The organism is Methylobacterium sp. 13MFTsu3.1M2 (assembly GCF_900112625.1).
Lineage (GTDB): Bacteria > Pseudomonadota > Alphaproteobacteria > Rhizobiales > Beijerinckiaceae > Methylobacterium.
In genome coordinates this window covers 24,075-42,369 of record NZ_FOMM01000008.1, presented here as the reverse complement: position 1 = coordinate 42,369, position 18,295 = coordinate 24,075, and the positions used below count along the sequence as shown (strand labels likewise).

Annotated in this window: 12 protein-coding genes; 3 read left to right on the top strand and 9 right to left on the bottom strand. The window is 65.7% G+C overall.

What is annotated here, in order from left to right:
- Nucleotides 1-536: 536 nt before the first annotated feature.
- On the bottom strand, nucleotides 537-1,010 hold the full coding sequence (locus BM314_RS30120; protein ID WP_139237814.1) for a hypothetical protein: 474 nt from the start codon (nucleotides 1,008-1,010) through the stop codon (nucleotides 537-539).
- A gap of 738 nt (nucleotides 1,011-1,748) precedes the next feature.
- Between BM314_RS30120 and BM314_RS08470 the strand changes: the two genes are divergently transcribed.
- Entirely contained in the window at nucleotides 1,749-2,705 is a 957-nt protein-coding gene (locus tag BM314_RS08470) for an asparaginase (RefSeq protein ID WP_091977847.1), read from the top strand.
- A gap of 122 nt (nucleotides 2,706-2,827) precedes the next feature.
- On the opposite strand, the gene BM314_RS08465 is transcribed toward BM314_RS08470, so the two are convergent.
- The gene (locus BM314_RS08465; RefSeq protein WP_091977846.1) at nucleotides 2,828-3,343 is read right to left on the bottom strand and encodes a hypothetical protein; all 516 of its coding nucleotides are present in this window, start codon (nucleotides 3,341-3,343) and stop codon (nucleotides 2,828-2,830) included.
- A gap of 1,084 nt (nucleotides 3,344-4,427) precedes the next feature.
- On the opposite strand from BM314_RS08465, the gene BM314_RS30115 reads away from it, so the two are divergent.
- A complete protein-coding gene (locus tag BM314_RS30115; protein WP_139237813.1) occupies nucleotides 4,428-4,730 on the top strand; it encodes a hypothetical protein in 303 nt (100 codons plus the stop codon).
- A 328-nt stretch (nucleotides 4,731-5,058) separates the two neighbouring features.
- Here the strand turns inward: BM314_RS30115 and BM314_RS08450 are convergent, their stop codons facing one another.
- From BM314_RS08450 to BM314_RS08425, 6 genes are all read right to left on the bottom strand, one after another.
- Nucleotides 5,059-7,230, bottom strand: coding sequence for an AAA family ATPase (locus tag BM314_RS08450; protein WP_091977843.1), 2,172 nt, complete (start codon nucleotides 7,228-7,230; stop codon nucleotides 5,059-5,061).
- A 762-nt stretch (nucleotides 7,231-7,992) separates the two neighbouring features.
- A complete protein-coding gene (gene dctP / locus BM314_RS08445) occupies nucleotides 7,993-9,018 on the bottom strand; it encodes a TRAP transporter substrate-binding protein DctP (protein WP_091977842.1) in 1,026 nt (341 codons plus the stop codon).
- A gap of 136 nt (nucleotides 9,019-9,154) precedes the next feature.
- Nucleotides 9,155-11,128 carry an aconitate hydratase gene (locus BM314_RS08440; RefSeq protein ID WP_091977841.1) on the bottom strand — a complete coding sequence of 658 codons (1,974 nt, stop codon included), beginning with the start codon at nucleotides 11,126-11,128 and terminating at the stop codon, nucleotides 9,155-9,157.
- A 134-nt stretch (nucleotides 11,129-11,262) separates the two neighbouring features.
- Nucleotides 11,263-12,726: an aldehyde dehydrogenase gene (locus tag BM314_RS08435; protein WP_091977957.1), complete on the bottom strand. Its 1,464-nt coding sequence runs from the start codon at nucleotides 12,724-12,726 to the stop codon at nucleotides 11,263-11,265.
- A gap of 130 nt (nucleotides 12,727-12,856) precedes the next feature.
- On the bottom strand, nucleotides 12,857-14,050 hold the full coding sequence (locus BM314_RS08430; protein WP_091977840.1) for an iron-containing alcohol dehydrogenase: 1,194 nt from the start codon (nucleotides 14,048-14,050) through the stop codon (nucleotides 12,857-12,859).
- A gap of 43 nt (nucleotides 14,051-14,093) precedes the next feature.
- Nucleotides 14,094-15,710 carry an MFS transporter gene (locus tag BM314_RS08425; protein WP_210187339.1) on the bottom strand — a complete coding sequence of 539 codons (1,617 nt, stop codon included), beginning with the start codon at nucleotides 15,708-15,710 and terminating at the stop codon, nucleotides 14,094-14,096.
- Nucleotides 15,711-16,187: 477 nt separating this feature from the next.
- Here BM314_RS08425 and BM314_RS08420 point away from each other — a divergent pair, with 477 nt between their 5' ends.
- Nucleotides 16,188-16,862, top strand: coding sequence for a helix-turn-helix domain-containing protein (locus BM314_RS08420; protein WP_091977838.1), 675 nt, complete (start codon nucleotides 16,188-16,190; stop codon nucleotides 16,860-16,862).
- Between the two features lie 353 nt (nucleotides 16,863-17,215).
- On the opposite strand, the gene BM314_RS08415 is transcribed toward BM314_RS08420, so the two are convergent.
- Nucleotides 17,216-18,280, bottom strand: coding sequence for a catalase family protein (locus tag BM314_RS08415; RefSeq protein WP_091977837.1), 1,065 nt, complete (start codon nucleotides 18,278-18,280; stop codon nucleotides 17,216-17,218).
- Nucleotides 18,281-18,295 lie beyond the last annotated feature (15 nt).

Here is an 18,295-nt window from a genome sequence, read left to right as displayed (position 1 = left end):
TTGCAGGCCGCCTTGGACGATGGCACCTATTGATCGTGCCGCTAGGCACGACTCCGCCTTCCGGATCCTGCGTGGGATCGGGTCGGTGTAGCCATCGGATCTCGAGGGATCCTGCAGGTGAAGCTGCCGCTAGGTTCCTAGGCCGTGCGGCGGCAGCTCATTTTCAATCGGGCGCGACTGCGACGTCGCGCCCGTTTCTTGTTCGGCTCATGGTCCTTCTCCGTTTCGGGCGGTCGCCCATAGACGTCGGGTCGTCGTATCCGAACGGGTACGACGGCCTGACAGGCCAATTTCGATTGAGATTTTCGAGCCCTTCGAGGGATGCGCGGCGCAGCCAGACAGCTACGCAGGTTCCGCAGTCCCAAGTCGCATCGCGCTAGGGCGAGTGCGACTGCATGGCGCCGAGGGTTGGCAATCCCCGGCTATCGCCCGCGCCCTTTGAGGACAGCTCCCACGTATGGGAGCAACACGAACGACCGCGCTGGCGAACAAACCAGGCATACGTTCCCGGGGCAAGGCAGCGGCGAGCCGATTCCTTACGGCCTGCGAGCTTCCTGTGGACAACCGAAGGAATGGTGTGGCGCCAGCAACTCGAGCGGCGGTGCGCCGAGTGCGATCGAGCTGCGTCGCCATATTGTCATATCCGGGCGTATGCCTGCGCGAATAGCAGTCACGAGTTCCCCCGAACAGATCATGCTCAGGATCGTTTCGACAGCTTCGGCAGGCTCTCGGACCACGCTCGCCAAGTTGTTCAAGCTTTGCGTCTCTTCCTGCTCCAGCGCGGTCAAGATCCTGATGCGGTCGCCAGCTGCGATGGAATGATGTCGTGTGGCCCAGATTGCACGTGCAGCGCTGAGGACCGGCTCGTTGAGGACGGTTGATCTCGTCACGAGTACGATATCGAGATTGCTCTCGATCTTCGGTCGCGGGGCGGCGTCATGAACGCCTAGCACCAGCACGCGATAGCCGGCCTTTCCAACCTCGAAAGCGAGGCAATCAGGAACGTCCATCTGCGAACGTTCTATCAGATCGATTGTCGGATCAAGCGCCGCTTGTATCAACAAGTCCCGATGCCAGCGATGTCGATAGCGGATCGGGCGCCGGCATATACCTCCGTAGAATCCTGGATATGCCGTCTCTGGCCTTCGCCCGTCTCGATGAGGGTCTACTACCTTAGCAATCTGCAACATCTGAGTTCTGCCGCAAGGTAAGTCGCGCGGACATGGAAGCCTAACGCCACCATCGTCGGCACGCTCGTCTGCACCGCCATATGCGACTTCCAGCTCGGCCCGACTCGCGAACCCAGGGGAACAACCAAGCGATCTATTCGCCGGATAAAATCATAAGGGGCTAAATCTGCCCCCTGTTCAATGTTTCGCCCCGTTCGCCCGGGCATCGGCAACGGGGACAAGTCGCTTGGCGAGGAGCAAACGTCGCAGTATCGCGAGGCGTTTTTCGTTCAGCATCAGTTGGTTACAGATACTTCGCCGAAAAGCGAATTTTTCCACAACGGATCCACTCGCGGCTAGTGGAGCACATTCCGATCGGCAGACGGGCCGCCGGCGGGTCTTGTGCAGTCCCGAGGGCGGCCTGGGAGACATTGCATGCGATTTTCTGCGTGAGGGCTCCTTGCTGTTTGACCGCCGCGGTCACGGAGACCGTCGCGCCGTTCATCTCCTTGATGCGGCCCCTATCCCGCCCTCGGTTGCAACGCCGCCCCCGCCGCGGGGGCGGGCAGGAAACCGAAGGTGCTCGTCCTGGCCACGGGCGGCACCATCGCCCAGACGACGGGCAAGGACTCCGTCCTGACGGGCTCCGCACTGGTCGCGGCGGTGCCGGGCCTCGACGCCTCGGCCGACGTCAGCGCCGAGCAGGTCGCGCAGGTGTCCAGCCCCGACGTCACCTCCGAGATCTGGCTGCGCCTCGCGCGCCGGGTGAACGAGTCCTTATCCTCCGGCGCCGCGGACGGCGTAGTTGTCACCCACGGCACGGATACCATGGGGGAGACCGCCTATTTCCTCGACCTGGTGGTGAAGAGCGACAAGCCCGTCGTGGTCGTCGGCTCGATGCGCGGCTCTGGGGCCGTCAGCGCGGACGGGCCAGCCAACCTTGCCAACGCGGTGGCCATCGCCGCCGATCCAGCGGCCAAGGGGGCCGGCGTGCTGGTCACCCTGAACGACCAGATTTTTGCCGCCCGCCACGTGACCGAGACGAATGCGACCGCCCTCGACGCATTCAAGTCCCCTGATTTTGGGGCGCTCGGCGTCATGCAGGGTCGCAAGCCGCACTCCTATCGCACCGCGACGCGCCGGCACACAACGGCCACCGAGTTCGACATCTCGGACGTGAAGGAACTGCCGCGGGTGTCCATCGTCTACCCCTACGTGGACGTCGGCCCCGGGGCCCTGAACGCCGCCGTCGTGGACGAGGTTAAGGGCGTGGTTTACGCGGGCACGGGCAACGGCAGCATCCCGAAGTCCGTGCAGCCGGCAGTCACCGCCGCGATAGGCAAGGGCGTGATCGTTGTTCGCTCCTCGCGCGTGAACGGAGGCTTGGTCGAGCGCGACGGGGAACACGACGACGACGCTCTTGGCACGGTGACGTCCGATAGCCTGAACCCACAGAAGGGCCAGGTGTTGCTGATGCTGGCACTCAGGAAGACCCAGGACGCAGCGACCGTGCAAAGGATGTTCTCGGCATACTGAACGCGTCAGCAACGCACCGTTTCCGTGATGACGGTAGCCTGAAGACCTTTGCCTTCGGCCACTGTGCGGACCATCGAAGGGCCTGGCGGTTCTTCAACGCACGCGGGCATGGGCGCATTCGGCTACTTAGTTATGGCCAGCAGGCCGGATGCCGCCGCGTAGATCACCGACGCGATGACCGAGGCCAAGATGCCGCTGCCGAATCCCAGCAGCCGCTCGCGCCAGACGTCCGCCTGGGTCGGCAGGCCGACGACCCGGCGGAATGCTTGGGTGTCGGCCTGCGCAATCTGCCGAAGGGCAGCGAGCTCGACTGCAAGGCTCTCCCTGCGCCTCTCGGCCTCCGCAATCCGATCGAGAGCATCCTGTAGATCACGCTTGTTGTCATCTGCTTGAGAGCGCAACTCGTCGATGGCCGCGATTGCGTCGGAGAGGTTGTCCCGCGCGGCATCAATCTTCCGTATGCGGTCGTCGACCGAGCCTTCGGCCTCGCCGGATATAATCCTCTCGATGATTGGCGGACGTCTGTAACCAGGGACGAGCAGTCTTGCGGCTGCCTCAAGCAGCTCGAAGTATGTTCTGAATGCGTGGAACAGGAAACGGGCCATCGCCACAGCAAACAGCTCGAACTGATGGCGCACGGATGCGGTTCTCCGGTGGTCATATAACCTCCCTATGCACGCTACCTGCCCCGCTCGCCACAGCTATCATCGCCCTCTCGGGACGGCGTCGGCACGTTCCGGTACGGCAGGGAGGCCTAGAATCACCGCTGTCTTGCGCCGCAGAACCGCTTCGTTACAGCGAGAAGGACGTCCCCGGCGTCCGGTCCATTCTGCCGGTAGCTTCGTCTGGCGAAGCATTGCCGTGAAATGATGGGTAGATGGCTCACGCTTACGTGCATCCGCATCGCTCATGCCCATCGCTCCAAGAGGTATCTGTGACGCCAGCGGTCAATCTGCGGCGGTGCCAGTATGCCCTGTCTTCAACGCGGGCCTCCTTGCGTTCAGCAACGATCCCAGGGGCAGGCAAGAGGGACGCGACGGGTGCGCGTCACTGATGAGATGTTCCCGAGCAGCGCGCCGCCGACACGGTGCATGTTCTTCCGCGACCGCCACTGAGTTCCGCTAGCTATGGTCACCATCGACGCATCTATGTAGGTTCCGCGCCTGTGGTGTTGCCATTCGAAAGGGGCATTGGCCCCGTGCGCGAACGGTGGACGATGTCGGTATCACCGCTGACTATCTAGCCAACGCCGAACTGCGCCTATGAACTCTCGGCACGCGCCGCCGGCCACCGCAACCGAGTACATGGAGGCCAGCGCCTCCGCCGGATCCGGAAGCGGTTGCTCGATGGTAGCTACGTGTTCGGTCGGTACGGCACACCGCTCCAGCAAGCCGATGAGGTAGATGGCGTAGGCGGGCGGCCCTCTCTCCGCCCATAGGTGCACGGTTCGGCGGGAAACCCCGATCTCCTGCGCGAATCCGATCTGAGTTCGGCCAAGACGGCGCAGGGCGTCTTTGAATTCATCCCCCGTCATGCCGATCTCTCAAGCCGAACATCGCGGTACGGACGCAGGCTCCGCGCCGGCGATCCATGGTCCATGCCGTTCCTTCGTCGCTTCTTCGAACGGCATCGAAGACGGAAGGAACGGTAACGCATCGTATAGCTGTGGCAACTTAGAAGCGTTCGCCGGATCCACAGAGATATCCGAACGGATGCGAACACATGGGCTTCAAGAGAGATCCCGCAGCCGATGAGGCCGAGGCGCAGCGTCAGGCCGAAGAGGAGGCGGCGATCCTGCCTTCTCATCTCCGACGCAGGACGGTCAAGGTCGAGGTCAGGAAATCGCGCGCCAGGAAGCCTGAGGCAGCTGCCCCGACCACCTCGTTCAAGAAGACCTCGCTGGAAGTCGTTCAGAGGAACAGATCGATTCAGATCACGACAGATTCGGCCGAGCATATCCAACCGCCATCTCCGCGATTGTCTTCCGTCAAGCAGCCGTACCACACCAAACCAACCTCGGAGTGAATGTTGGCAATCGACCGGACGGTTGAGCGAGCAGGACCTCATTGACTGAGATCACACGTTAATCCCGCCGCGACAGAGAAAAGTTCTCGCTGCGACGGGATATCTTTTCAGTTGATAGCCGCCATGGCCCGCGATCTGTTTTATTTGTGTCGCCGTCGATCCAGATCCATCTTGAGATCCTCGAATTCGGCACGTCTTCTCACGATCTCGGTCAAACCTTCGATGAAGGTTTCCCGATCACAGTCGACGACGTTACATAGCGTATCGATTGCATCCGAGAGCGTCTGCAGGTCGCCGATGTCTGGTTCGGAAGGGGGCAACATGAACATTACTGCTCCTCCACCAAATGGAGCTTGCATTCGGCCATCCCGGCGTCTGAAACCGATGTGATACCGGATAAGGCCGCCTCGATCTCTTGACGGGACAGGTAGCCGTTTTCGTCGAGTTCCCGCGCGATCGCCTGCAGGGCCAGCCTATGATCCGTTATGATGCGACGTGCCAGTTCACCGGCTCGATACAAGCGATCTCTCATTGCCGGCAGTAGGCCGGGGATCGTGATCAATTCGCCGGCCGTCGGCTCCAGGTGGATATTGCCCAGATGCCCCAGGCCGAAACGCAATTCGATGTCTCGTGCGAGTTGCGTCGCTTTGGCGAGGTCGGAAGTCGGTCCATTCCCCGAACCAATCGATCCGGCCCCGAATTCGATTTCTTCGGCAATTCGACCCGCCAGAATGCAAGACAATGCCGCCTCCACCCGGGGCAACGTCGCTCCACCGTCGGTGACGAACTCGAGGCAGGCCTCTCCGCCATCGTCGTACATTGAGAGATGCGCGACTTCGCCGAATTGCAGTGCATGCGCCACGATGGCGTGGCCGGCCTCATGGATGGCCACGCGACGCCGGACCGACGACGGGAGCGAACGACGTCCCTGGCGGATTTCGTCGAGAAGATCGTCCATTGAGACCTCTCGACCGGCACGGCGGGCCGTCCCTTTGGCCCGTCGGACGAATGCCTCGACGTCTGCTCCGGTCATGCCACGCGCAGCCAGAGCCAACGGGAGCGTCGGTATATTAGCCAGGATCTCGCCGCCGAGATGGTGACGGAAGATGCTGGCGAGTGCGGTCGTATCCGGCTTCCCGACTTCGATCTCGCGATCCAGACGGCCCGCCCGCTTCACAGCAGGGTCGATCCTCTGCGGATGATTGGTTGCGGCGACGACCACAACCCCTGGACGCTCGTCGACCCCCGCCAGCAATTCGAGGAAAAGGTTCACGATCTGAGTCCAATACTGGACGTAATCGCCATGGATCTGGGCGCGATCGGAAATGCCGTCGAGCTCGTCGATGAATAGGATGCAGGGTGCCTGAGATCGAGCCCGGGCAAAGACCTTCCGAATGGCCTGCAGTGTTCCTGAAAGATAGCTGGATGCGTTCCATTCGGCGACAGAAGTCACCACCAGCGGTACCCGGGCGCTTTTGGCCAAGGCTTTAGCAAAGCTCGTCTTTCCGACCCCGGGCGGCCCGGACAGCAGTAACCCGCGGTGGTCGATTTCCTCCCATCCGAGCCGTCCAGCCCTGTAGGCCTGCAGGTCCGCAGCGGCGGCCAATCCCCAGATCTTGGCTTCGCCATAGCCGTCCAACACCTCCAGGGGTGGTCCGTCCCCGAGAAATTCGGCTTTGGCGGCGACGATTCGCTCGAGCGCCTCGATGCAGGCATCGGGCGTTCCCGTTCTTCGAAATGCGACGGGCAGATCGGCGATGTCGATCATGCGAAGCAGATCGGGATCGATCTTCCGCGATGGCGTACCGCCGACGACGGCCTCGATCACGAGCGCGAGACCGGCTTGGTCCAGATTCGTCAAAGCAATCCGGTGCTCGGAGGAGCGTGTCAGGTCACGCGGCAACTGTCGCATCGGATCGGGCGCGATGCCGACGATGGGAATCCGAACATGAAGGGCCGCGCGGATCGCCTCGTTGCCCTTATCCGGCCTCGCCTCGCTCCCGATCCCGTCGCAGACGAACAGCGCGGCATGCCGGCGGGTCAGTTCACGCCCCGCTCGCCCGACGGCGAGATCGACGATTTTGGCCTGGGGTTGGAACAGGCACTTCTCGGCAACGATCCGCACCGGCTCGACGAGATCCGAGACGTTCGTCGCGAGTGAAACCACGGGCGCTTCCCGACGCAACCGACGGACGAGGCCGGTCTCGGCGGCGACGGCGCGAGCGAGCATTACGGCCACGGCAGCCAAATCGGCCGGGATCGGTACATGAGCGGTCTCGGGTCGGTCTGCTTCGTCCTGCGCAACGATCTGCTCGACGGCATCGTTGTCGAGCGCGACCTCGTCCTCATAGGCATACGAGTTGGAGCGTTGGCCAATCTTGAGCCGCTTACGCTCTTCGTGGACGAGTTGCTGCAGAAAGGCGCGCGCGAGGCGATCGGAGGCTTGGTCCATCGCGGCGAGCAGGATCGAACCTGCGGATGCATTTGTTGGGAATTGCATACGAGATCTCCCACGGTCGGGCGTGGGTCGGCGCCGACCGTCAGCTTTGATGCTGGAATGGTGCGGCGACGCGGCTGGCTCGACGGGTCGAGGCGCTCGGCAGGCATCGCTTTAGGAGATCGCCCACTTCGTAGGCGACACTTGTTTGTAGAACATAAATAGAACGGCCGATACCGGTGCCGGCTCTTGTCCACAAGTTGGGCTGGCACCGTGCTGCCGCTGCCACTGCGGTAAGCTCGGGTCTGCTACCGCTCCCCGCTCAAGTTCATCACTGGATCAACCTAGGAGACCCTGTCCGTTCTTATGGTAGCAACAACAGCTCGTCCGCTTCGAGGCTTGGCAATGGGCAAGCGGACGTTCAACTCGATCTGGCTCAGTGGCTCCAGTTGACCCTAAGCAGAAGGTCGCAAGGTCCGCTTTTCGGCATTCCAGTTGGCAGCTTTGGCAACTCCTGGCCGAAAGCCGCCGGTCCGCTTCGGAGCAGACCTGCCGGAGAAGCAGACGGCCTCCTATCGACCCAGGCCGGTCATCTGGGTCGAAGCGCGGACATCTCGAAAGCAGACCTATGGCTTGAGCGGACATGCGGCTTGACGACCGCGCTGCAGGCCGCCGCGGAGGGCTTCGGCGATATCCCTTCGGTCTCGACGCACGTCGGCATTCAGGGGGACGTTGCCGCGCTCTCAGAGCCCGGCCGACGAAGGGGCGAGCGCCGGACATCGCTCATGCTCCGCCGCAGGAAGCGGCGAGGCATCCGAGCGCACCTCATTGCACCTGCTCCGCGAGCCTGAGCAGCTCGGCGCAGGAGGCGTTCTTGCCGGCGAAATCCTTCCAGGCCGTGTCGCGGGCCGCCACCCGCCATGTCTGGATGTGATCGGCCGTGAGATCGTGGATCTTGGCGCCGCGCGCGGCGTAGATCTTGGTAATCTCCTCGTCATCCCGCTTGGCGGCCGCGAAGGAGAACGCCTCCAGCTCCTGGCCGATCTCCTGAACAGCCCTCTGCTGCTCCGGCGTCAGGGCCTCGAACGTTGCCTTGGAGATGATCAGCGGCTCCAGGATGAACCAGAACGAGCGCCCCCGGCCGGCGGTGAGGTTCTTGGTCAGCTCGTCGAGACGGAACGAGATCAGGCTGGTGGAGGCGCTCACCGCCGCTTCCAGCGCGCCGGTCTGCATGCCGATATACATCTCGCTCGACGGCATGGTCGAGACGATGGCGCCGGAGGCCTGGAACACGAGATCCATCTCGCGGCCGCCGCCGCGGATCTTCACGCCCTTCACGTCGGAGGGCACGAGGATCGGGTGGACGCGCGAGGCGACCGCGCCCGACTGCCAGACCCAGGTCACGATCATCACGCCCTTGTCGTTGAGCGTCTTGGCGAGCCGCTCTCCGACCGGGGCGGTGCGCCACTGGGCGGCCTGATCGTAGTTCGTCACCAGGGCCGGCATGAGGGCGATGTTGGCCTCCGGCAGCTCGCCGCCCGCGTAGGAGAGCGGCACGAGGCTCATGTCGACGGCCCCTTTGCGCACCGCGCTGAACTGCGCGAGCGTCTTCACCAGTGAGGAACCCGGATAGACCTGCACCGTCAGGCTGCCGCCGGTGCGCTTCTCCAGCTCCTGTCCGAAGCGGCGGCAGATGCGGTCGCGGGCGTCACCCTGCTCCAGGGTGCCGCCGGGGAACTGGTGCGAGATGCGCAGCACCTTCGGCGCCTGTGTCCGCAGCACGGTCGGGCTTGTTATCAGACCGGCGCCGAGCGCCGCCGATCCGAGCAGGTTGCGGCGTGTGACGATCATGCTGAATCCTCCATCGTCCCGCGACGGTGAGGCCTGTCATCGACAGGCGTATTCGATCTCGGGTTCTGGGATGACGACCGGGCGGCGGAACCAGACCCCGGCCGGGTGCCAACGTCTGTGGCCTGGCCGACGGATCTCAGGCGACGGTGCGGGCGGGCTCGGCCTGGATGCGCCCGCGCAGCCAGTTGATCACCCCGCCCGCGAGCAGGACCTCGATCTGGCGCGGCGACAGGTCGTGCCGCATCCGGATCGTCGCCTGGCCGCCGCGGACCGTCGCGGTGATCTCCCGGCCCGCCGCCAGCGCGTCGGCGACGCCGGCGATCTCCACCGTGTCGCCGAGTTCCAGCCGGTCGTAATCCGACGGGTCCTGGAAGGTCAGCGGCAGGACGCCGAAATTCACGAGGTTCTGCCAGTGGATCCGGGCGAAGCTCTTGGCCAGCACGACCTCCAGCCCGAGGTAGCGCGGGGCGAGCGCGGCGTTCTCGCGGCTCGAGCCCTGGCCGTAGTTCAGGCCGCCGACGATGGCGTGGCCGGCGCGCTCCTTGCCGCCCTGCTTCGCCCGTTTCGGATAGGTGTCGTCGATCGGCTCGAAGGTGAACTCGCTGGTCTTCGGGATGTTCGACCAGTAGGGCATCACCCGGGCGCCCGCCGGCATGATGTCGTCGGTCGAGATGTCGTCGCCGGTCTTGAGCATCACCGGCACGCGGATGTCGGCGCCGAGCTTGCCGAGCTCGGGCAGCGTCGTGATGTTCTCGGACTTCTCCAGCCGCACCGCGCGGGCCTCAGCCTCGGCCAGGGGCGCCACCAGCATCGTGGTGTTGCCCGGCACCATCGCGGGCGGCACGATCCGCGGATAGGGCATGTCGAGCGTGCGCGGATCGGTGATCACGCCGGTGAGCGCCGAGGCCGCGGCCGTCTCCGGGGAGCATAGGAACACGCTGTCCTCCCGGGTGCCGGAGCGGCCGGGGAAGTTGCGCGGCACCGTCCGCAGGGAGTTGCGCCCCGAGGCGGGGGCTTGGCCCATGCCGATGCAGCCGTTGCAGCCGGCCTGATGGACCCGGGCGCCGGCGTGGATCAGGTCGGAGAGCTGGCCGTCCCGGATCAGCGTCTCCAGCACGACCCGGGTCGAGGGGTTGATGTCGAAGGACACCCGGTCGTGGGCGGTGCGACCCTTCACGATCGCGGCCGCTACGGCGAAGTCACGGAACCCCGGGTTGGCCGAGGAGCCGATGTAAGCCTGGTAGATCTCGGTGCCGGCGACCTCCGAGACGGGCACGACGTTGCCGGGGCTCGACGGCTTGGCGATCATCGGCACGAGGGAGGACAGGTCGACCTCCTCGTGATCGTCGTAGGTGCAGCCTTCGTCCGCCGCCAGCGGCATCCAGTCGCCGCCGCGCCCGACGCCGTCGAGGAAGGCCTTCGTCGACGCGTCAGAGGGGAACACGCTCGTAGTGGCGCCCATCTCGGCGCCCATGTTGGCGATGACGTGCCGGTCCATGGCGGTCAGGCCATCCAGGCCCGGGCCGTAATACTCGATGATGCGGCCGAACCCGCCCTCGACCCCGTGGCGGCCGAGCAGCGTCAGGATCACGTCCTTGGCGCTGACCCAGTCGGGCAGCGCGCCGGTCAGCTTCACGCCCCAGACCCGGGGCATGCGCAGCTGCAGCGGCTCGCCCGCCATGGCGAGCGCCACCTCGACGCCGCCGGCCCCGAAGGCCAGCATGCCGAGCGAGCCGGCCGCGGGGGTGTGGCTGTCGGAGCCGACCAGCGTCTGGCCGGGCTTGCCGAAGCTCTGCATGTGGACGGGGTGGCTGATGCCGTTGCCGGGTCGCGAGTACCACACGCCGAAGCGGCGGCAGGCCGAGCGCAGGAACATGTGCTCGTCGGCGTTGAGCTGATCGTTCTGGACGAGGTTGTGGTCGATATACTGCGCCGCGAGCCCGACCTTGACGCGCTCGACGCCCATCGCCTCCAGCTCGAGCATGACGAGTCCGCCGAGCACGTCCTGCAGGAGGGTCTGGTCGATCCTGAGAGCGATCTCGCCGCCCGGCGTGAGATCGCCCTCGGCGAGGTGGGACTGAACGAGCTTCTGCGTCAGGTTCAACGCCATCGGGGGCCTCCCTCGTGATCCGTGTCGCGGGGCGCCGGGCGCGGACCCAGGCTCCCCGTCTTGCCGTCGTGTCCGAGCGCCCAAGTCCAATAGTATTGCCTAGCCTGGACCGGCTCGCCGTACCTCTAGTTACCTTATTGCAGAGTGAACGGGTTCGTGATGGACGATTTTGGATTGATAAAGACGCTCTTTGTCTCAAGGTACTCGTGGATCGCCGCGAGTCCGTTCTCCCGGCCGATGCCGGAGTTCTTGAACCCGCCGAACGGCGCAAGGTAGCTGACCACCCGGTAGGCGTTCACCCAGACGGTGCCCGCACGGAGGCGCCTGGGCAGGCTCAGGGCCCGCCCGAGATCCGTCGTCCAGAACCCGGCGGCGAGGCCGTAGGGCGTGTCGTTGGCGATCGCCACGGCTTCGTCGTCGGTCTCGAACGTCATGATCGACAGCAGCGGGCCGAACACCTCCTCGCGGGCGATCCGCATCTGGTTGGTCACGCCCGTGAAGATCGTCGGCTCGACGAACCAGCCCTCGCCGAGCCGGGGATCGCTCGCCCGCTGGCCGCCGAGCACGCAGCGGGCGCCCTCGGCCTTGGCGATCGCGATGTAGTCCAGGACCTTGGCGAGCTGCGGCTCGGTGGCGATCGGGCCGACATCGGTGTCGGCCGCGCGGGGATCGCCGAGCCGGGCCTCCCGCATGCGCGCCACGAGCTTCTCGACGAAGGCGTCGTGGATCGAGGCGTGCAGCAGCAGCCGCGATCCCGCCATGCAGGTCTGGCCGGCGGCGGCGAAGATGCCGGAGATGACGCCCTTGACCGCCGCGTCGATGTCGGCGTCCGCGAACACGATGTGCGGGGACTTGCCCCCGAGCTCCAGCGACACGCGCTTGAACTGGCGGCCCGCTGCCTCCGAGATTTTGGCCCCGCCGAGGTCGGAGCCCGTGAAGGCGATGCGCTCCACCAGCGGGTGCTCGACCAGCGCGCGGCCGGCTTCGGCCCCGTAGCCAGTGACCACGTTGAGGACGCCCTTCGGGAAGCCCGCTTCCTCGAACAGCCGCGCCAGCCCGAGCATGGAAGCCGACGCGAACTCGGACGGCTTGACGACCACGGTGTTGCCCGCCGCCAGCGCCGGCGCGAGCTTCCACACTGTCAAGAGCAGGGGTGAGTTCCAGGGCGTGATCGCCCCAACCACGCCGATCGGCTCGTGCACGACGTAGTTGAACATGCCGACCTTGTCGGTCGGCGGCACCGATCCCTCGATCTTGTCGGCGAGACCGCCGTAGTACTGGAACCAGCGCGGCAGGTACTTCATCTGGCCGAGCATCTCGACCATGAGCTTGCCGTTGTCGCGGACCTCCAGATCGGCGAGCTCCTGCGCGTTCGCGGCGATCACGTCGCCAAGGCGGTGAAGCAACAATCCGCGATCGCTGGCTGTCATGCGCGCCCATGGACCGTCGGAGAAGGCGGCGTGCGCCGCGCGGACGGCCGCATCGACATCCTCGGCGCTGGCCTCGGGGATCCGCGCCCAGACACGGTTGGTGTAGGGATCCTTGGTCTCGATCCAGCGCCCGGTGGCCGAGGCACGCCAGCCGCCATCGACGTACATCTCGAGGTCGCGCACGCCGGTGTCCGGGCCGCACTCCGGCGCGACGCCCGACTCCGCCCGGCCTTGGGTCGAGGACTCGTCCATCCCTGATCTCCTGATCTGTCTCTGGTTCCCGCGCGTCCCCCGGGCCTCAGCGGCCGAGGCAGCGCTCGTAGATCCGCGTCGCCTGCGCGACCGTCATCGGCCGGGCCGCCGGCGCGACGATAAGGGTGTCCGCGTCGATGCGCGGCGGCGTCTGCGGCGCGTACAGGCCCGGCACCGCGAGGCCGGCCATCTCGGCGCAGCGCTCCGGCGGCAAGTGATCCGGCGTCAGGTGGCGGGCGAAGCCGATGTCGTCGTAGAGGCGGAACAAAGCCTCGACGCCAGCCTCGACGGCCTCCGCATCGCTGAGACCTGCGATGTCGGCCCCGAGGGCCTCGGCGAGCCGTCGGCCCTTGGCGGGCGCCGCCGCGGCGTTGTGGGCCATGGTCCATGGCACGAGCGTCCCGACGCCGAGCGGGTGCGCGAGGTCGAGATGGCCTTCGAGGGGCAGCGACAGGGCGTGCGCGTGGCTGAGCCGGGCGTTGCCACAGGCGATGTTGGACATGGCCGAGGCGAGCAGGTTGTCGGCCCGCGCGGCCTCGTCGCCGTCGAGGATCGAGGCGCGCATCGAGGCGGCCTGCAACCGGGCCGATTCCAACGCCAGCGCGTCGGTGAGCGGCGAAGCGAGATCCGACAGGTAGGCCTCGATCGCATGCGTCAGCGCGTCGACCGCGGGCAGGACCGCCGCGATCCGCGGCAGCGTCGCCAGCACCGCGGGATCGAGGACGGCGACCGCCGGGAAGCTCAGCGGCCCACCGGCGAGGAGCTTCAGGTGCCGTTCCTCGTCCTTGACGATGGTGAACTGCGAGACCTCCGACCCCGAACCCGCCGTGGTCGGCACCATGACCATCGGCAGCGCCGGCCGGTCGAAATTTCCGGCGCCCAGGTGATCGCGCAGGGTGGTGCCGTTGGCCGCGACGATCGCCACACCCTTGCCGGTGCACATCACCGAGCCGCCGCCGACGCAGACGATGCCGTCGATCCGCTCCGCGCGGCAGCGGGCCGCCTGCTCGTCGATATGCGCGAGCCGCGCGTCGATCCCGCAGGCGTCGAACAGCGCGGTCTCGAGCCCCGCCGCTCTCAGGCTGTCGAGGACGCGGGCGAAGAAGGCCTGCCTGCCGATCACCGGATCGGTGACGACCAGAACCCTGCGGCAGCCCAGGCCGTGGGTTGCCGGCCCGACGCCGTCGAGGGAACCGGAACCCCAGACGATCCGGGTCGGCATGAAATAGGTCAGGCTCATGGCTCGCTCCGCTGTGGCATCCAGCGTCAGGACGCGGACCGGGTCAGGCCCGGGAGATATCCGTCCCGCGCGTCTCGCGCGCGAACAGGAGGCTGAGGATCGCCGCGGCCACGGCGACGCCGATCGGGTAGTAGAGGCCGGAGTAGACGTTGCCGGTGGCTGCCACGATCGAGAAGGCGGTGGCCGGCAGGAACCCCCCGAACCACGCCGAGCTGAGATTGTAGGGGAACGACATCGCCGTGTAGCGGATGCGCGACGGGAACATCTCCAGCAGCGCGGTGGTGGAGGCTGAAAAGGTCATGGTGCCGAAGCTCAGGAGGACGAACAGCAGCAGCACAATCATCGGCTTGTTGATGGCGTTCGGGTCCGCGTCGCCGAGCGGGTAGCCGGCAGCGGCCAGCGCGGCCTTCAGCTCGCGCTCGAACCGCGCCTTCTGGGCGGCCGCGTCGGCCACGTCGCCGGCGTATCCGGCGACGCTCGCCGAGCCGACCTGCACCGTCGCCGGTCCCGTGCCGCTGCGCCGGTCGTAGCTGAGGCCGAGCTTGGCGACCGCGTCCGTCACCACGTCGCAGGATGACGTGAACGTGGCGGTCCCGACCGGGTTGAACTGCACCGCGCACTCGGCGGGATCGGCCACCACAGTGATCGGCGACGTCTGCTGCGCCCGCGCCAGCGCCGGGTTCGCGTAGGTGGTCAGGGCGTGGAAGATCGGCAGGGTGAGTACGGCGGCCAGCACGAAGCCCATCAGGAAGACCGGTTTGCGCCCGATCCGGTCGGCCAGGGCGCCGAACACCACGTAGAGCGGCGCCGAGAGCGTGGTGGCGATGATCAGAAGCAGGTTGGCCGTCAGCCCCTCGACCTTGAGGACCTTGGTCAGGAAGAAGAACGAGTAGAACTGGCCCGTGTACCAGACCACAGCTTGGCCGGGGACGATGCACAGGGCCGCGATGAGGATCAGGCGCAGGTTGCGCCACTGACCGAAGGCCTCGGCCACGGGGGCCTTCGAGCCCTTGCCCTCCGCCTTCATGCGCCGGAACTCCGGGCTCTCGTCGAGCATCAGCCGGATCCAGACAGAGATGGCCAGCAGGATCACCGAGACCAGGAACGGGATGCGCCAGCCCCAATCCGTGAACGGGCCTGTCCCGAGGCCCAGGCGAAGCGGGATGATCACCCCGACGGCCAGCAGGAAGCCGAGTGCCGCGGTCAGGACCACGTAGCCGTTCCAGGCCGCACGACGGTCGGCCGGGGCGTGCTCGGCCACATAGATGATGGCGCCGCCGAACTCGCCGCCGAGGGCGAGCCCCTGGATCATGCGCAGGGTGATGAAGGCGATCGGCGCCGTGATACCGATGGTCGCGTAGGTCGGCACGAGGCCGACCACGAAGGTCGAGAGGCCCATCAGCAGGATGGTGACGAGGAAGGTGTACTTCCGGCCGACGAGGTCGCCGAGGCGGCCGAACACGACGGCGCCGAACGGGCGCAGCAGGAAGCCCGCGGCGAAACCCAGAAGCGTGAAGATGAAACCCGCCGTCGGGTTCACCCCGGAGAAGAAGGCCTTGGCGATCTCGGAGGCCAGCAGCCCGATGAGGAAAAAATCGTAGAACTCGAACACCGTGCCGAGTGACGCGGCCACGATGACGCGCTTCTCCTTGGCTGTCATGCTCGCGGCACGACCCAACACACCGGCTGTCGCCATCCCACATCCCCCCGGACGCTGAGGACCGTACGGTGAGACCGCCCGTCCTGTTCTGAATTTCGACAGTCGAACACAGAGGTCCGGCCCTCGAGCGATCAGTTTCCGGGGCAGGATCGGGGGGCGTGTAGAGGCGTGAGACACCAATCGGGGCGCGGATCCACGCAGTGCACACAGAGTCGGGATCCTAGGATCCCAAGCTCAGGGGCATTTTCAGCGTTCCCTACCCAAACGGCCGTCTCGGCCTTGTTCACCCCGCCCGCATTTCCGCAGCCGGAAGCCGTGATTCGCGATCACACTTTTCTTCTATAGAAGAATTTCGCGGATTGATAGAGCGTACGGCTGGGACAGTCGGACGTGGCGGTCTAGGGTCCGTTGGATCGCAGAGACAAAGCCCTGTATGGCGGCCATGCCGTCGGCATCCCGTCATGTGACCCGCCTCTGATGAAGTCCTCGCCCGACCCCGACCGCGCTTCGGTAGGTAATATCGGCTCCCCGCCGCCCGGCGGCGAGAGAGTTGACCGACATCGGGCCACTGAGTCGCAGGAGGGTGTAAGCGCGACGCTTTCGGCAAACCTCGGTGGACGTATCCGCGACCTGCGCAAGCGGCGTGGCTTGACGCTCAACGCCTTGTCGGGACGTTCTCAGGTAAGCCGTGCGTTCCTGTCCGCGATCGAGCGGAGCGAGAAGTCGCCGACGCTGCCGATCATCGTGCGCATCGCACGGGGGCTGAACGTTTCGATGTCGGCCCTGCTCGGCGTAGAGCCGGCAGCATCTGGGGTGGCTTTGAATCGGAGTGCCGACCAAATCACGTTCCAAGACCCGCAAAGCGGCTTCGAGCGAACGGTGCTGTCGCCTCTGCGCGAGGGCGGGAAGGCCGAGATCGTCAAGCACTGCATTCCGCCTGGACAATCTTCCGGGCTCCTCTCAGTCTACGCGACCGCGATTGAGAAACATATTCTGGTGCAGAACGGTGAATTGACCGCCCAGATTGATGGCCGAGAATACAAAATCTCATCCGGAGACACCCTCTCCTTCGCGATCGAGACCCCTTACCGTTTGTGCAATGAGGGGTCTGTGCCCTGTGTGTACATCGTCGTCATGGTGGAGAGGGGCTAGCGTGGGCAGCCGGGCGGATCAGACTGCCTATGGGTCGCGGCGGCCAACGCCGCAGCCAATTCTTCGGCCGCGCCGGCCCGCGGGGCGCGGGCGCGCCCGTGAACCTAATGGCCACGATGGGGGTGCCGTTCGGTATTCGGCTTACGGCCGGATGGATCTGGTCTGCTTTCGCGGCGTGCCTCCTCTGGAGCGGACCAGCTTTCAGCCAGCAACTGCCACCACGAAGCGCCCGCCTGAATATCTCAGATGAGTGAATTTCTGCCTGTTCGCTTTCGAGCAGTTTAGCGATGAAGCAGACATCGCCGTTGCGCTCGATCTGAGACCTGCAGCATTTGCTACTTCAGGATGTCGCTTCAGCGCACCGCACCCGGCTCGTGGATCGGGCAGCGGTTGAACCGCTCGCGGAACTCGGCCGAATGCCGATAGGGGGCGTGGCGGGCCCGGTTGATGTTGCCGAGAGGTCGATGCGCTGCGAGGCCGGTCCACACGCTGAAGCGCATCTCCTCGTCCACTGCCTGGACCCGTGCAGGATCCCAACTGTCCTGCGGCTGAACCCGGACAATCCCGACCCGCTGGAACGGTGCCTCGTCCTCCTTCCACTCCACCGTCGGGTCCTCGACCGGCTGCCGTTCGAGGTCACGGCAGAGTTGCACGCGGAATTCCCACTCGCCGGCGATGCCGATCATCTCGGACTGCACCGTCTCACGGATTGCGTTCGGGTGGCCGGAGGCATCGATCTCAGCGCCGGTGCGGGCGGTCAGAGCTGGCGCGACGGGGGCCAGCGAGAACTTGGCGATGTAATCGCCGTACCGGAACGGGGTCAGGCTGTAGTAGGTCTCGCCGAGCGGATCGACATTGGGCGCTCCGCCGAGAGAGCCGATGGTGGGGCTGTCGATGCCCACCGCGTGCAGGGCCTTGTTGACGCCGCGCAGGACCGTGGAGGCGGCGACCTTCAGCCCCTCGGCGCGGTCCGTGGTGCCGGCCAGCAGCTTGAGGCTGCCCAGGAACTTTTCGGCGTTCGGCGCTTGGAACACCTTGCCGTTGACCATGATGAAGTTCTGGGTCGTCCCCTCCGCATCCGGCAGGCGCTCGCCCTCGACGTCCAGCACCTTGAGGGCGAGGCCTCTGGGCAGGGAGACCGCATCGGGGAGGATGTCGCCGGCGTTGGTCGACAACCGCATATAGACCTTGTGCTGGCCTGGCTCGGCGAACAGGCCCTGGGCCAGTTCCGGGGACAGGCCGGCATCGATGGTGAGCACCCCTTCGAGGATGCCGTGGGACTTGGCGTGAACCGAGCGCACGGCGTGCCCGGAATCCGCCGCGACCCGGTTCAGGATCTTATCGAAGGTCTGGTTGAACTGCTTGATGGTCTGCCCTTCGTCCGGCGTCACCGCCTCGACGTCAGGAGCGTATCGCACCGGTGATCGCAAGGT

Bases quoted from the DNA above. Each gene is read 5' to 3' on its own strand.
- BM314_RS30120 (WP_139237814.1), bottom strand. From the start codon at position 1,010: ATGGACGTTCCTGATTGCCTCGCTTTCGAGGTTGGAAAGGCCGGCTAT.
- BM314_RS30115 (WP_139237813.1), top strand. From the start codon at position 4,428: ATGGGCTTCAAGAGAGATCCCGCAGCCGATGAGGCCGAGGCGCAGCGT.
- BM314_RS08450 (WP_091977843.1), bottom strand. From the start codon at position 7,230: ATGCAATTCCCAACAAATGCATCCGCAGGTTCGATCCTGCTCGCCGCG.
- dctP (WP_091977842.1), bottom strand. From the start codon at position 9,018: ATGATCGTCACACGCCGCAACCTGCTCGGATCGGCGGCGCTCGGCGCC.
- BM314_RS08440 (WP_091977841.1), bottom strand. From the start codon at position 11,128: ATGGCGTTGAACCTGACGCAGAAGCTCGTTCAGTCCCACCTCGCCGAG.
- BM314_RS08435 (WP_091977957.1), bottom strand. From the start codon at position 12,726: ATGTACGTCGATGGCGGCTGGCGTGCCTCGGCCACCGGGCGCTGGATC.
- BM314_RS08430 (WP_091977840.1), bottom strand. From the start codon at position 14,050: ATGAGCCTGACCTATTTCATGCCGACCCGGATCGTCTGGGGTTCCGGT.
- BM314_RS08425 (WP_210187339.1), bottom strand. From the start codon at position 15,710: ATGACAGCCAAGGAGAAGCGCGTCATCGTGGCCGCGTCACTCGGCACG.
- BM314_RS08420 (WP_091977838.1), top strand. From the start codon at position 16,188: ATGAAGTCCTCGCCCGACCCCGACCGCGCTTCGGTAGGTAATATCGGC.